Source organism: Novosphingobium olei, from assembly GCF_012927405.1.
Taxonomy (GTDB): Bacteria; Pseudomonadota; Alphaproteobacteria; order Sphingomonadales; family Sphingomonadaceae; genus Novosphingobium; species Novosphingobium olei.
On the sequence record NZ_JABBGM010000011.1, the window covers coordinates 77,179 to 91,802 of the forward strand.

The following is a 14,624-nucleotide window of genomic DNA, read 5'->3' on the forward strand; positions in this document are numbered from 1 at the left end:
GACCCCAAGCGCTCCGGCCAGTGTCTGGCGGCGACTGGCGCTCAAGGCTCCTTATCCGCCTTGGGTGGCACGCCGGTCACACGCTCGGCGCAATTGCTCTTCCAGAACGAGGCGACCTCCTGCCCATGAACCATCCGCTTCACCAGCGGCACGGCCTGCTCGCCCAGCAACATGCCGAGCAGTCCCAGCAGCGCGATCGCGGGAGGGGCGGGCGACCGCGTGCCGAGCAGGCTGTACAGCGCACCGACCAGGAGGCCGATGCCAAGTGCTGCGAGATAAGGTTTCATGGGCAGGAGGCTCCCTTCGGCCGTGAAGTATCAATGGCCTTCGGGGTGGGGTGCTTCGTGCGGGAAAGCGCCTCGCTGCGGTGCCTTGTGGACCATCGTGTAGGCGTAATCGACGCCCATGCCATAGGCGCCGAAATGTTCGCGCACGATGTCCATCACGCCGTTGTAGGTATCGCGATGCGCCCAATCGCGCTGTAGCTCGAGCAGCGCGTTGATCGTGGTCAGCGGATGCGCCCCGGCCTGTTCCATGCGCCGGATTGCCGCATCATGCGCTTCCAGCGACGTACCGCCCGAGGCATCGGTGACGAAATAGATCTCGAACCCTTCCTCGATCGCGCACAGCGTGGGGAACAGCAGGCAGGCCTCTGTCCACAGCGCGGCGATGACCAGCTTCTTCTTTCCGCTGGCCTTCACCTGCGCGACGAGTTCGTCGGAATCCCACGAATTCATCGAGGTCCGCTCGATCGGCTTCTGGCGAACCACATCGAGCAGTTCGGGCCAGATGTAGCCGGAGAAGGATTCTGTCTCCACCGCGGTCAGGATGATCGGCACGTTGAACAGCTTCGCAGCCTTGGCCAAGGCCACCGTGTTGTTCTTCAACGTCTGCCTGTCGATGCTGGTGACGCCGAACGCCATCTGCGGCTGGTGGTCGATGAAGATGAACAGCGTGTCATCGGCATTGATCAGCTTCTGGGACCGGAACGACATGGGAATTCTCCTTGAAATCGTGATGCTCAGTGCGCTTGCAGGTGCGCTTCGAGGAACCAGAGCTGCTTGTCGCATTCGCGGGAGATCTGGGTGAGCAGGTCGGCGGTATCGGCATCCCCGGTCGTGCCCGCCCGATCGATCGCCTCGCGCACGGCCTTGCCGAAGGCGCCAAGGCTCGCGCTGATCGCCTTGAGATGGGCTTCCCCGCCGGTGGCCTCCAGCGGATAGCCATAGAGCGTGGTGGCTGCGGCGGTGGTGGCGATGCGCCCGTCGGCCACATGGCCGAGCGCGGTGATGCGCTCGGCCAGTTGATCGACGAATTGCTCGATCTCGTCATGCAGGCGGTCGAACAGCTCGTGCAGTTGCAGGAAATGCGGGCCCTTCACGTTCCAGTGCGCCTGCTTGGCCTGCGCTTCCAGATCGAGAGCGTCGGACAGGCGTGCCTGCAGCAAGGCGCAGGCTTCCTTGCGCACATGGTCGGAAAGGTCGATGCGGCTGGTGTAGCTCATCGCATCAGCCCTTGATGAACGCGAGAAGGTCGGCGTTGATCACGTCCGGGTGGGTCGAAGCCATGCCGTGTGGCAGGCCCGGATAAGTCTTGAGCGTGCCTTTCCTGACCAGCTTGATCGCCAGATGCGCGGAATCGGCGATCGGTACGATCTGGTCGTCCTCGCCGTGCATGATCAGCACGGGTACATCGATCTTCTTCAGGTCTTCGGTGAAGTCGGTTTCGGAAAAGGCCTTGATGCAGTCGTAGTGCGCCTTGGCCCCGCCCATCATGCCCTGCCGCCACCAGTTCTGGATCAGGCCCTGGCTAACCTTCGCATCGGGGCGGTTGAAGCCGTAGAACGGCCCGGTCGGCACATCGAGGAAGAACTGCGCGCGGTTGGCGACGAGCGCGGTGCGGAAACCGTCGAATACCTCCATCGGCAGGCCGCCGGGGTTGACCGCGGTCTTCAGCATGATCGGCGGCACCGCGCCGATCAACACGGCCTTCGCCACGCGTCCCGGGCGCGCCCGCGCGACGTAGTGCGCCACCTCCCCGCCACCGGTCGAATGGCCGACATGGACGGCGTTCCGCAAATCGAGATGGTCGGCCAGCGCCGCCACATCGGCGGCATAGGTGTCCATCTCGTTGCCGCTGTCAGTCTGGGTCGAGCGCCCGTGCCCACGCCGGTCGTGCGCGATGACGCGGAAACCCTGGCCCAGGAAGAACATCATCTGGTTGTCCCAGTCGTCGGCGGTCAGCGGCCAGCCGTGGTGGAAGACGATGGGCTGCGCCGTCTTCGCCCCCCAGTCCTTGTAGAAGATCTCGGTGCCGTCCTTGGTGGTGATCTTGCCCATCGTGCGGTCTCCTGGAGTTGATGCGGCGTTTGAATACGGTGCGATCGGCAGGGTCGCGGCGACCGCGACCAGTGCCCCGGCGGCGAGCACGTCCCGGCGCACGACCATGCCAGCGCTGGCTGGCGGCAACTGCTTGTCCATGTCTGGTCCCCCGTTCGAATGCGGCGGGAGAATGCGCTGCACAGGCCACGCCGGGAACACCCGGATGGGGGATAGCTGAAGCCCGAATTCGAGTGGCTACCAACCGCGCACCCCTCGTGGTAACCGTCGGCCCGATCGGGCCTGTGGTGGCCCATGCGCCGGCCCCACTGCACGGGCAGGACGGCGTGCCACAAGGCCGCCGGCGCAGCGACTACGCGGGGACTGTTTTGGGATGCCGGCAGAAGCAACAGCCCCGATCCGCATCCTGATTGCCGACGATCACCCGATGTTGCGGGAAGGCGTGGCCGCGGTGATCGGCCTGCAGACGGACATGGTCGTCGTGGGCGAAGCGGCCACAGGCGCAGACGCGATCCACCTGTTCGAGGAGCTCCGGCCCGATCTGGTGCTGATGGATATCCAGATGCCCGAGATGAGCGGCGTTCAGGCGTTGGAGACGATCAGGGCGCGCCATCCGGATGCGCGCATCATCATCCTCACCACCTATTCCGGCGATGCCAAGGCGCTTGCCGCGATGCGCGCCGGTGCGGCGGGTTTCCTGCTCAAGAGCAGCCTGCGCCGCGAACTGCTCAACGCCATCCGCGCAGTCCACCGCGGCCAGCGCCATCTTCATCCCGATGTCGCCCAGGAGATCGCATTGCACGCGATCGAGGACCCGCTCACCCCGCGTGAGGTCGACATCCTGCGCATGATCGCGGCGGGCCATGCCAACAAGCAGGTGGCGTGGAAGCTGGGCGTGGCCGAGGAAACGATCAAGTCGAACATCAAGAGCATCTTCGCCAAGCTCCACGTCAGCGATCGCACCCATGCTGTGACCGTCGCCGCCCGGCGCGGCATCATCGACCTGTGATCGCCCCGAACGCGGTGCGGGCGAAGGCGCCCTGCCTTCTCCCGCTTCAGAAGCTCGAGGCGAATTCCACCCGAACATAGCGGCTGCTGTCGCGTCCGGGCGTCCACTTGGTGGCATCGCTGATCGGCGCAGATGTCGCGCCATAGGGATTGATGTTCCAGTTCCCGTCGCGCCCTCGGTTCAGCGCATAGTTCTGGTCGAACAGGTTCGAGCAATAGATGCGGAGGCGGCGCCGGCCATCGTGCAGCTCGGCGCCAAGCCCCAACAGGCCATAGGCGGGCTGAACCGAGTTCGGGTCCTGCAACAGGCTCTGCACCACGCGCGATTGCCAGACCCAGTTCGCAATCAATCGCAGCCCGGTTTCGGCGCGAAGCCGGATTTCGCGCTCCGCGCTCAGGCTGAACTTCCACCTTGGCGCATTGGGCAGGCTTTTGCCCGCAAGATCCTGCTGGCCATTGATGCAGCCCCGTGCGGCGGTCTGGCTAGAATAGCACGTTGCATTGGGGAAAGCCCCGATGCGCGCGTCGTTCCACGTGCCGTAGCCGTGCACGCTGAAGTCCGGCGAAAGCTCTGCCGCCACCTCCATTTCTACGCCCTTGGTGGTGACCCGCTCGATGCTGTTCAAGATGTTCTGGCGGGTCAGCTCGTCGCGGCTCTGCGCCTGGAAGCCGTGGAACGTCTCCAGGTAGAAGGTCACGTTCCAGGTCAGCCCGCTCGCCGGCCGGCTCTTCCAGCCAAGCTGGAACGCATCGACCGTTTCCGGGCGGATCGGCTGCTTCGCCGCTACCGCGTCGGCCACCGGAAAGCCGCTGTATGGCCCGGCCTGGGTCACCGGCGTGCGCGTGGTGTAAGTGCTGGATAGATCGTAGGCCGCGCCCTTGTACCCGCGATCGTAGCCTCCGAACACGAGGAACGCCGGTGATGGCCGGAACTCCAGCGCCACCCGCCCCGCAACGGCTTTGAAGGTGTCGCAGGTCGAAATCGCAAGCCCGCTTGGGGTTACCGACGAACAATCCGGCACCCCGAAGCTGACACTGGCCACCCGGTCGATCAGGCGATAGCGCATGGCATCGCGATTGAAGCGAATGCCGGCGGAGAGCGCGAACCGGCCGGTCAGGTCATACCTCGCCTGCCCGAACGCCGCGATGTTGGTGTCGCGCGCCTGCGCGAAATAGCTCGAATAGGCTGACGTGGTCGGCGGCACGATGGCCAGCGAACCGTATGGACCCAGCGAATTGCTGCCGCGCACGAACGAGCGCTGCGCGCGGGTGTCGCTGAAGAACAGGCCAGCGACGAAGGACAGCCGGTCGGCAGCGGGGGATGTCAGCCGAAGTTCCTGCGTGACCGAGCGGATGCGGAACCAGCCGCCGTTGGCCGAGCCACCGCGGGCTGCGCCTGGGACGCCGGCGCCGCCCGGCCCCCAGTTGAACGCGGTGCCGTCCGTGTCCTGCAGATCGTCGAGCGCATAGGTCGCGAACCCGCTGATCGCGGTTAGCGCATACTTGCCCAGTCGCCAGTCCATCTTGACGCTCGCCCCGCTTTCGGTGGCGTCGCCTCGCGGATCGACATCGGCTGAAATCGTGCGGTTGTCGGGCCCGGGCACGATGTTGCCGAGGATCACGCCCTGCGGCACGCGAACTCTCGCAAAGTTGCCAAAGCTCACCCCAGGTGAAACGGCGTAATAGGCCGAGGTGCAGCAGCTCGTTCCAGCGCGATCGTGGTGTGCCGCCGCAGTGATGGTGATCGCGTCCGACGCGGACCACACGAGTTTGCCGCGAAGGTCGATGCCTGATTGCCCGTCCACCCAGTTGCCGGTGTAGATGTTGCGCAAGTTGCCGCGATAGCGATTGGCGCTGGCCGAAAGGCGGAACAGCAACCCCTCATCCAGCGGGCCTGACACGAAACCGTTCGCCCGCTGCTCGCCATCGCTGGTGAAGCCGCCCGTCATTGCCGCCGTCAGTCTCGTCGTCGGCGCGGCGGTGGTGATGGATACGACCCCTGCCGTCGCCGAAGTGCCGAACAGCGTGCTCTGCGGCCCCCGCAGCACCTCGATCGAGGCGATGTCGGCAAGCTCTCGGAAGGCCTGCGCCTGGAACGCTTGCGGCACATCGTCGACAACGACCGATACGCTGGCCCGCGTCGCGATCGAAAAGGCGTAAGTTCCGACACCGCGAATGTTGATGCTGTTGTTGCCAGGCTGCGTGGTCTTGGTGACGGTCAGCGAAGGTTCGACTTTCACAAGGTCGTCGAAATCGCGGACCTGCGCACGATCGAGCTGCTCGGCCGACATGGCCCAGAGCGACATGGCAATATCCTGCTTGCGTTCCGGGCGCTTGTTTGCCGTCACGATGATGTCGGCGTTGCCCGGCGGGGCTGCTGCGTCCGGGCCGTCCGGTGTAGCCGCTCGTGACGCTGCTGGTTCGACAAGCAGGGCCAATGCAAGCACTGCCACCGCCGGCAGCTTCGGGTTCGGCGACTGCCCCGCCCTCCTCACGCTTGACGGCCGCGGCCATATGCCGAGCAAAGACCCCCCGTCAGTTGCCACACCAGCCCCGATCCGCAACGAAGGTGAAAATGCTAATTGAAAACGGTCGACGATACCATGCTCGATCGTGATAAGAGCCCGGTCCGGCCAGGAGGCATGCGCCCACGGTGCCGGCGGCCACCCATGCCGAGTGATGGAAGACTGCATTGCGCAAATCGACGAAGCCCACCTGCAGTGCGTCACCCTGCCTGAGGGTGGCAGCAGGAAGGCGCCGTCGGCAATCCGGGTTGGCCGTGCTTGCCTGCTTCCTGGTGCTGCTGGTTTCCAGTCCTGCCCGCTCGCTCGATCCCACCCGTTCCATCGCACAGTTCCATCACACCGCCTGGACCATCGCCGATGGCATGCCGGCCAACATCTGGGCGATCACCCAGACACCCGATGGCTACCTGTGGCTAGGCTCGGTCAATGGCCTGTATCGCTTCGATGGCGTGCGCGTGGAACGGATCGCGGCGGACAAGCTGCCCAGTCCGAGCATCCATGCGCTGGCAGCGACCGCCTCCGGGGGGCTCTGGATCGGCTACGAACGTCCGGTGGGCGTGATCTCGTACTTGCACGATGGCAAGGTCACCAACTACCCGGTCAGCTCGCGCAGCTCCACCAGCGTACACGCCTTTGCCGTCGGCGCGGACAAGACCGTGTGGGCATCGACGCCCGACAACATCCTGCGCTTCGATGGCAAGCGGTGGGTGGTCATCAAGGGCGATTTCGGTTTTTCCTTCAGCGAAGGCAGCGGCGGGGTCTGGTCGTTCGGGGTGGCCCGCGATGGCACGGTCTGGTCCAAGAACCTTGGCGGCCTGTTCTATCTCAAACCCGGCCAATCGCAGTTCCAGCGCGCGCAAGGCTACGCCGGGGGTCCGGAAGGTTTCACCACCACCGCCGATGGCCGCTTGTGGACGACCGACACGCGCGTAACGCACCTCTATCCCATGCCCGATCTGGCCGGCTTGCGCACGCCGGCCAAGCCGTCGAACAATCCCGGGCTCGTTCTGCCCAAGGCGATAGAGGGCCCGATTCTGCTCGATCGCGACGGCACGTTGTGGTGTACCAGTGTCGGCGGCGGGGGGCTGCGCCGGGTGCGCACCGCACATGGTGTCCCTGTGCTCGATCAGGGGGCCGACAGCCGCGGTCCTTCGGTCTCGACCAATGGCCTGTCGTCGGATCTCGTCCACACGCTGTTCGAAGATCGCGAAGGCAACATCTGGATCGGCACCAGCCTCGGTCTCGATCGGTTCCGTCCTGCCAATATCGTCACCGAAACGCTGGTACCATCGGGCTTTCGCGCGCGCTTTGTTGGCGCAGCCGGGGACAGCATCTTCGCCTACACCGGTTGGTCCGGCACCGCGAGCCGGGCGGTGGACGGCACGCAGGCGCTCTATCGCATCCAGCCCGGGCACCCGCCGGAACGCTATGTCGCGAATGTCGGCCGCCTGCGCGGCATGGTCACCAACCGTCGCGACAGTACCATCTGGCTGATAACCCAGGACGGCATCCAGCAGTTGGTCGGCCGCACGCTCGCCAGGCCCCTGCCCCTTCCCGAAGGCGTGGAGGGCAAGGCGGTCTATTCGGCAGCCTACGACGCGGGCGGCACCTTGTGGATCTCCACCTTCGTGCGCGGCGTGTTCAGCCGCTCGGTGACGGGCTGGCGCCGCTTGCCCATCGAATCCAAGGTCGGCGCAACGGGAGTGCTGATCCCCGATCCGGATGGCAGCATGTGGATCCGCTATTCGGGCGGCACCCTGTTCCGTTTGCGCAACGGCAAGACCGAGGACTTCTCCCGCAACGGGCTGAACATCGGAGACGTCACCTTCATCCAGCCCCATGGTCGCGGCCTGATCATCGGCGGGGAAAATGGCATCGGCAGCTTCGCCGATGGCAAGTTCCACGCCTTGCGCGCGGCAAGCATCCCGGCTCTCTCGGGCGTGACCGGCATTGCCGACACAGCGGACGGAAGCTCGTGGATATTTACCCAGGCCGGCATCCTGCGCGCCCGCACACAGTCGCTCGAGAGCGCGCTCGATCGTGCCGATCCGCGTCTGCTGCAATACGAACTGCTCGATTCGCGCGATGGCCTGCCCGGCGCTCCTTACGGTGCCGTCTATGGCAGCAGCGTCGTCGCGGACGCGGCCGATCGGGTCTGGTTCACCACCGGCAACGGCCTGGTGTGGATCGATCCCAACAACCTGTTCCATAATCCCCTTGCGCCGAACGTGGTGATCGATTCCATCACCACCAACGATCGCCGCCACCCGGCGCAGGGCAATCTCCAGCTTCCGGCGGGCACTTCCAACATCGAGATCGAATTTACCGCGCTCAGCCTTTCGATCCCGGAACGCGTTGCCTTCCGCTACAAGCTGGACGGCATCGATCCCGATTGGGTCGACGCGGGCAACCGCAGGCAGGCGTTCTACACCCGGCTCGGCCCCGGCACCTATACGTTCCAGGTGATCGCAGCCAACAGCGACGGGGTGTGGAACAACACAGGCGCCCGTTTCACCTTCGTGATCGCGCCCACGTTCTTCCAGTCACGTGTGTTTCTGCTGCTATGCGCGCTGGCGGTCGGGCTGCTGCTCTGGCTGGCCTACACCTTGCGCCTTGCCCAGCTCTCGGCGCGGCTGCGCACCCAGCACGAAGCGCGGCTTTCGGAACGCGAACGCATCGCGCGCGATCTGCACGATACGCTGCTGCAAGGGTTCCAGGGTCTGATGCTGCTGTTCCAGTCGGTGGCAGACACGATCCCGCAGGACCAGCCCGCCCGCGAAAAGCTGGAAAACGCGATGAAACGGGGGGACGATGCCCTCGTGGAAGGGCGCAACCGCGTGCAGGATCTGCGCTCGGTCGAACTCGGGGCGGACCTTGCCAACGTGCTGCGCCGGATCATCGCGAACATGACGCAAGGGGACGAATCCTCGGTCAGGGTCACGGCGAAAGGCATCCCCCGGCCCCTGCATGCCCAGGCGCTCGAACAACTGCTGGACATCATTGCCGAAGCGATCTGCAATTCGCTGCGACACTCGGGCCGCAATGTCGTCGACGTCATCGTGAACTACGATCAGGATCAGCTGTGCATCTTTGTCGAGGATGACGGGGTCGGCATCGCCGAGCCGATCATCAGAGCGGGACGGCGCGAGGGACACTTCGGGCTGATCGGCATGCGCGAACGCGCTGCCGCCATCGGCGCCCAACTCTCGATTGATCGCCGCGTGCCGGCGGGCACGACGATCGGTATCGTCGTGCCCGCGGCATCGGCCTATGCGGATGGTGCAGATCACCGCTGGGAATTCAGGCTGGTCCGTCACTTCCGGTCAGCGTGGGATTGGGTCGTCCGGCATCTTTCGATGAGGCGATAGAGCGGCAGACGCCAGACCGCGCCACCGCCGCGCTCGCCCCCTTCCCGTCAACCGCGCCGCTTCCCCTTGCGGACGGGCGGCTTCGCCTGTGCCGGCGGTGGTGGCGGGGGCGGAGGGGTCCGCAGCGCGACGAACGAGGGCAGGTCGTCCACCACCCCGGTCATCGCGTCGAACTGCGTGCCCATCGCCAGGTCGAGCCGGTCGATCCGTTCGGCAGCCAAGGGATGGGTGCGATCGTGCAGCGCGCGGCCGCTCGTATCGCTCTGCCCGCTCAAGGTCTGCAGCACGCCGACCAGTCCGAATGGCGAAAACCCCGATCGCGCCGCGATGACGACGCCATTGCGGTCGGCATCGAACTCGTCGCCCTTGTTCAGGCCATGGGTGTAGATGTCCTTGCCCGCCGCCAGCAGTGCCGTGGTGAACTGCGAAGCGATCCCGCCCGGTCCTCGGAAATACTGCTGCATGTCGCCCAGCGCCTGTTCGCGCATGCTGCGCTGCAGGGCATTGAGGTGATCCTTGCGCTCGACATGGGCGATCTCGTGGGCCAGCACGCCGGCCAGTTCGGATTCGTTGCGCATCTGGTCGAACAGGCCACGCGTGATCAGCACGTACCCGCCCGGCATGGAAAAGGCATTGTAGTCGGGACTGTCGATGATGCCGAACTTCCAGGGCAAGTCGGGACGGCTGCAATGGCTCGCCAGCCAGCGTCCCAGTTCGTTGACGTAACGCTGCTTGGCATCGTCCTTGATCAGCGGCGCCGCGCCCAGGATCATCCCGGCAAGGTCACCCCCCAGCTTGATCTCCTCCTCCTGGGAGATCGAGCGCAATCCATCCCCGATCTTCTTGGCATTCTGCGCCTTGTTCAGAAGGCTTCCCAGATTGGGGAACTGCGCCTGCGCGGGGCAGGCCGCAAAGCCGGCCAGCGACAGCGCCATGGCGGTTTTGAGCAGGATCTTCATCAGTCTCTGCCCTTCGGCTTCTTGAGGTATGCCACCTGGTTTTCGGTAAGGTTTTCAGCCTGCGCCTTGGCGCGGGCCGCTCCCGGATCGACCGCCAGCGCATCCAGCATCGCCAGCTGCGTATAGTCGGGCGATGCGTTGTTGATGTCTTCCTCGTCCAGTCCCTTGACTCCGGTGGTCACCGTGCGGCCCGAACTCCCCGTGCGCAGCAGGGCCGCCGGGTTCGACAGCGCGTTGCCGGCGGTGGGCCGATTGTCCGCCACCGCAGGTCTGGCGCCTGCAACACCTGCTCCTTCCAGGCGCAGGTTCAGCATGCGCACCCACCCGGTCTTCCCGCCCGCGCTGACTTGCACCCAGGCCCCTTGCCGGGCTTCGATCGTCACTGGCTGGTTCGCCGCAACGGCGCCGGCCCTTTCAGCGTCGATGAACGGGCGGGCAAGCAGATCGCTGGCGCGAATGGCCACGCCCTTTTCCGCGGCCAGGGCCGGCGTTGCCGTCAGGAGGGCCACCCCCGTCACCGGGACGAGCGCAGACGCCAGCATAAGCCTCAAACGCACGATCATGCTCCCCATGAAATCGTTCAAGTTACGTATCATCTTTGCGCAATGGTTCATATAGTCGAACCTGTTCTTCACGCCCTTTGACCGAATAGAGACCGACGTCTCGCCAATCAAAGGCATCACCCGCAGCGTCACGCGTGGTTTGCGTCACCAGAACTCGGGCGATTCCCTTGGTCAATCCTTCCACCCTGCTGGCAAGGTTTACTGTGTCGCCGATCACAGTGTAGTCGAGCCGGTCGCTGGATCCGATGAAACCCACCACCGCGCGTCCGGTGTGAATGCCGATGCCGATCTCGAGCGTGCTCGCCAGCCCATCCATCTGGCCGCGCATCGTCTCCAGCGCGACCGACATGTCGAGCGCCGCGTTCACGGCGCGCACGGCGTGGTCGGGCTGCTCCAGCGGCGCGCCCCAGAATGCCATGATCGCGTCGCCGATGAACTTGTCCAGCGTTCCGGAATGCGCAAAGATGACATCGACCTGGCGTGAAAAGTAGGCGTTCAGCAGCGCCACCACGTCTTCCGGCGTCGAAACCTCCGACAGCGAGGTAAAGCCTCTGATGTCGGAGAAAAGCACCGAAATCTCCCGCGCCTGTGCCGTGTTGCGGTGGTCGAACTCGCCACGCTCGATCAGGTCGCTGACGACGTTGGGATCGAGGAACCGCTTGAACATCTGCGACGTGCGCAACCTCTTCGTGCGCTCTTCGAGATAGGCGAGGCCCACGCCGGCGATGTAGAACGCCCATGCATAGGCCAATGCTGCGAAGATCGGCACGAAGGTGCCGCGCCCCAGCAGAACCCACCCGCCTGCCAGCACGACAGCCGTCGCGCCAATCAGGATGGCCATCAGCCGTCCCGCCGTCACCTGCCGGGCAAAGCCCAATCCGACCAGTCCGATCAAGGCGAGCACCAGCGGCAGCATTGCCGACCGCGGCAGCTCGCGCAGCCAGTCCCCCCGGTCGAGGTTGTCGATCGCGGTCGCCAGCACTTGCGCCCCCGGGTAGGTGCTGGACAGCGGCGTCACTCTCAGGTCGAGCAGCCCCGGCGCCGCCGTACCGATGACGACGATCCGGTCGCGGAATTCATCGCGCGGGCGCTGCGGTCGTTCACGCAGGGAATCGAGGTAGACGTCCGCGAAGGAGACGTGCCGCCAAGAACTGCGCCAGTTCAACAGCACGCGCTGCTGCGGCGGCAAGGGCCGGCCAAGGCTCGCCATCACCTGCGCCGGCAACGAAGGAAAGCGCCAGCCCTTGCGCTCCAGCCAAAGCGAGTGGTGCCGGCCCACCCCGTCGCTGTCCGGCGTGAAATTGATCAGGCCGCCGCGCATCGCCTCCGGCCGCGATGCCACCACCAGCGGCAGCATCAGGGGAACCCGGGCGTCGCGCACGCCGGCCCCGGCGGGCCTTGCGCCCGCACCCGCCGGCATCGCGCTGACCCATGCGCCCTCGCCATCGGCGTTGAGCGACATCGCCAGCCAGACGTTGGGATTGCGCGCAACGGCATCGACGAACGCCGCGTCGTGTTCCGGGCGATAGATGTCGGGTTCGTTGAACAGCACGTCGAACACGATCGCGCGCGGATGCTGTCGTTCGATCGCATCGATGATCTCGCCATGCACCGAACGCGGCCAGGGCCAGCTTCCGGCAAGGTCGTTCATGTCCTCGAGCGACTTCTGGTCGATGTCGACGAACACGACCCGATCCGACGCCGGGCGCGATCGGGCATGAAGCGCCAGCGCGATGTCACCGCCGCGCTGGTCGATGATCCGGGAAAAGCCGAACCGCCCGAAGTCCACGATGGCCAGCGCGCCAAAGGCCAGCGCCAATCCAAGCCATCTGGCGCCTCCCAGCAAACCCCTCATCCGCTTGCCCCCGCAGCGATTGTGTTGTCAGGCGATTACGTGCGCTTGATTGTCATGCGCCGGACGATGAACGCCATCTCCGGCCGCCATATCGCTTTCACCTAAAAATATCGCGCCGGCAGTATGACCCGGTTTGCGCCCGATCACCAGTCATTCGCAAAGCGATGCGCAGCCCCTTTCCGGCGCCGGACACCAGATCAAACTATCACGGGAAAATGGCGGAGGTGTCAGTCTGATGCGAAACGTTCTCTCCTGACAAAGCGCCCCCTTGGCCCCACGCGACCTCAGCCCATGAGGTTCTGCCACTCGACCAAAGCGGCCGAGCGGCGAAGCTTGTAGGTCTGTCGATCGACGAGGTGGCGTTCCTGGGAGAAGTAGTTGTGGATCGAGGCATGCACGGACACGAACTTCTGTAGCGACCTCATCTGCCGGAACCACTGCATGGCACGCTCCCTTCGTCGGAACGGCAGATGCGAATTCTCGGCCCGATTGTTGGCATGGCGCCCCACCTCGCGGCGGTGGTCGTTGCCCAGCTCCTTCATCGCTGCGGGATACGACCGCAGGCCATCCGTCACGATGACCTCGGCCTGTCCGTGACGTTTCAAAGCCTTGCGCATGAACCGCAAAGCGGCTGCTTTATCGCGCTTCTTGGTGACGTAAGACTCCAGGACTTCGCCTTCTTGATCAACGGCGCGCCAGAGGTAATGCATCTCGCATTTGATCTTCACGTAGACCTCGTCGAGGTGCCATTTCCAGTGCCTGAAGCCCCGCATGCGGCGCACCCGCTGGCGCCGGATGTCGGCTGCGAACATCGGCCCGAACCGGTTCCACCACAGCCGCACCGTCTCGTGGCAGATGTCGATGCCGCGCTCGAACAGCAGGTCTTCCAAATTCCGCAGGCTCAGCGGAAAGCACACATACATCATCACCACGAGCCGGATCACCTCGGGCGAGGAGTGGAAATACCGGAACGGGTTGGCTGGTTTGCGAGGTCGGGGCATGGGCAAGACCTACCCTTCCCCGTCCCCTACCGCCAGCGGTGCAATCCTTTTGACACCGCCGTGTAGTCCCTTTAGCTCTGCCCCCTCAACAATTAATCCTTCGATCTGGTGAAGGACGCCAACACGTCGAACGGCAGATTAATTGCTTGGGAAGTGGCGGGGATCATGCGGTTCCCGAACTGCCCCGCCTCAGCGGCTGCAGTATCAAGGAAAATCGACAGGCAACCAACGCTTGCGCCATCGGTTTCGATGATCAGGCCATACTGCTGCTTCTGCGCTGCCGGCGCCTTCGCCAGCACGACCGCCGACGCGCTGTCGGCGGCCACGACTCGGAACGCTGACAGCCCCGTCTCGAACATCCGTTCGAGCACACCGGCATCATCGCTCTGCCCCGACCATGGCGTCGAACCGATAACGCGGATTATCACGTCCTGCGCAAGCGAAGCCCGCGCTGCCGCCCAGTCCCCGTCAGCCAAGGCTTGCGTCAACCTTTGCGCCAGTGCGACGGTCCCTTCACGATCCAGCGCAGACCGGCACCCGGGTGCCACAATATCGAACGGTGTTGCAGGTTTGGCTCGCGGCTGCTCGAGCCGGTTCTTCATCAGCACGGTTTCCACCATCACTGTGTCGAAAAACTCGACGATCTCGCGGATCAGTCCGTCCTCGAAACGGAATATCTGAAGGTAAAACTGATCATATCGCCCGCCATCGCGCGCCGGTAGCCCGCCGTGCAGAAGGCCGACCGTATAATCGCCGTCCACCAGCACCAGTCGCGAGCATTTCACATAAGGCTCGGTCCCGGTCACCAGCGGGCCGAGGACGTGTTCGCCCATATGGGCATAAAGCGGTTCACGCCCCTGAAACCGCCCCGAAACAAGGCTGGTGCCCGACATCCAACACACCACATCCGGGTCGTGGAGGGAGACGACGTGCTCGAAGTCTCCCTCCCCCATGGCCCGATAGTAGTCGCGAATGGCCGCGGCGTTGTCGTGTCCGTTGCCCATTA

The 14,624-nt window shown here is 64.8% G+C and carries 13 protein-coding genes; 3 read left to right on the forward strand and 10 right to left on the reverse strand.

The window, feature by feature from the left end:
• Positions 1-41: 41 nt before the first annotated feature.
• The 4 genes from HHL27_RS18380 to HHL27_RS18395 are packed head-to-tail and all read right to left on the reverse strand — an operon-like array spanning position 42 to position 2,339.
• Positions 42-287, reverse strand: a complete 246-nt coding sequence (locus HHL27_RS18380) for a DUF1427 family protein (RefSeq protein ID WP_169494849.1) — start codon at positions 285-287, stop codon at positions 42-44.
• 30 nt (positions 288-317) lie between these two features.
• Positions 318-995: a hydrolase gene (locus tag HHL27_RS18385; protein ID WP_169494850.1), complete on the reverse strand. Its 678-nt coding sequence runs from the start codon at positions 993-995 to the stop codon at positions 318-320.
• 26 nt (positions 996-1,021) lie between these two features.
• A complete protein-coding gene (gene dps / locus HHL27_RS18390) occupies positions 1,022-1,504 on the reverse strand; it encodes a DNA starvation/stationary phase protection protein Dps (RefSeq protein ID WP_169494851.1) in 483 nt (160 codons plus the stop codon).
• A gap of 4 nt (positions 1,505-1,508) precedes the next feature.
• Positions 1,509-2,339, reverse strand: coding sequence for an alpha/beta fold hydrolase (locus tag HHL27_RS18395; RefSeq protein ID WP_206069704.1), 831 nt, complete (start codon positions 2,337-2,339; stop codon positions 1,509-1,511).
• 373 nt (positions 2,340-2,712) lie between these two features.
• Here HHL27_RS18395 and HHL27_RS18400 point away from each other — a divergent pair, with 373 nt between their 5' ends.
• A complete protein-coding gene (locus HHL27_RS18400) occupies positions 2,713-3,348 on the forward strand; it encodes a response regulator (RefSeq protein WP_169494853.1) in 636 nt (211 codons plus the stop codon).
• A 46-nt stretch (positions 3,349-3,394) separates the two neighbouring features.
• On the opposite strand, the gene HHL27_RS18405 is transcribed toward HHL27_RS18400, so the two are convergent.
• Positions 3,395-6,040 (reverse strand): TonB-dependent receptor, encoded by a 2,646-nt coding sequence (locus HHL27_RS18405; protein WP_277350587.1) that lies wholly within the window; start codon positions 6,038-6,040, stop codon positions 3,395-3,397.
• A gap of 86 nt (positions 6,041-6,126) precedes the next feature.
• Between HHL27_RS18405 and HHL27_RS18410 the strand changes: the two genes are divergently transcribed.
• Positions 6,127-9,240: a sensor histidine kinase gene (locus HHL27_RS18410; RefSeq protein WP_338114950.1), complete on the forward strand. Its 3,114-nt coding sequence runs from the start codon at positions 6,127-6,129 to the stop codon at positions 9,238-9,240.
• A gap of 47 nt (positions 9,241-9,287) precedes the next feature.
• Here the strand turns inward: HHL27_RS18410 and HHL27_RS18415 are convergent, their stop codons facing one another.
• From HHL27_RS18415 to HHL27_RS18425, 3 genes are read right to left on the reverse strand one after another with little or no spacing between them, the layout of a single operon-like run.
• Positions 9,288-10,199 carry a M48 family metalloprotease gene (locus tag HHL27_RS18415; RefSeq protein WP_169494856.1) on the reverse strand — a complete coding sequence of 304 codons (912 nt, stop codon included), beginning with the start codon at positions 10,197-10,199 and terminating at the stop codon, positions 9,288-9,290.
• A complete protein-coding gene (locus tag HHL27_RS18420; RefSeq protein WP_169494857.1) occupies positions 10,199-10,756 on the reverse strand; it encodes an SH3 domain-containing protein in 558 nt (185 codons plus the stop codon). The genes HHL27_RS18415 and HHL27_RS18420 overlap by 1 nt, the downstream gene beginning before the upstream one ends.
• A gap of 28 nt (positions 10,757-10,784) precedes the next feature.
• The gene (locus HHL27_RS18425) at positions 10,785-12,551 is read right to left on the reverse strand and encodes a CHASE2 domain-containing protein (RefSeq protein ID WP_338114951.1); all 1,767 of its coding nucleotides are present in this window, start codon (positions 12,549-12,551) and stop codon (positions 10,785-10,787) included.
• Between HHL27_RS18425 and HHL27_RS18430 the strand changes: the two genes are divergently transcribed.
• The gene (locus HHL27_RS18430) at positions 12,480-12,722 is read left to right on the forward strand and encodes a hypothetical protein (protein ID WP_169494790.1); all 243 of its coding nucleotides are present in this window, start codon (positions 12,480-12,482) and stop codon (positions 12,720-12,722) included. The two genes, HHL27_RS18425 and HHL27_RS18430, sit on opposite strands and share 72 nt — an antisense overlap.
• A 179-nt stretch (positions 12,723-12,901) precedes the next feature.
• On the opposite strand, the gene HHL27_RS18435 is transcribed toward HHL27_RS18430, so the two are convergent.
• The gene (locus HHL27_RS18435; protein WP_169494859.1) at positions 12,902-13,618 is read right to left on the reverse strand and encodes an IS6 family transposase; all 717 of its coding nucleotides are present in this window, start codon (positions 13,616-13,618) and stop codon (positions 12,902-12,904) included.
• A gap of 92 nt (positions 13,619-13,710) precedes the next feature.
• Positions 13,711-14,622: a nuclear transport factor 2 family protein gene (locus tag HHL27_RS18440; RefSeq protein WP_169494860.1), complete on the reverse strand. Its 912-nt coding sequence runs from the start codon at positions 14,620-14,622 to the stop codon at positions 13,711-13,713.
• Between the last annotated feature and the right edge of the window lie 2 nt (positions 14,623-14,624).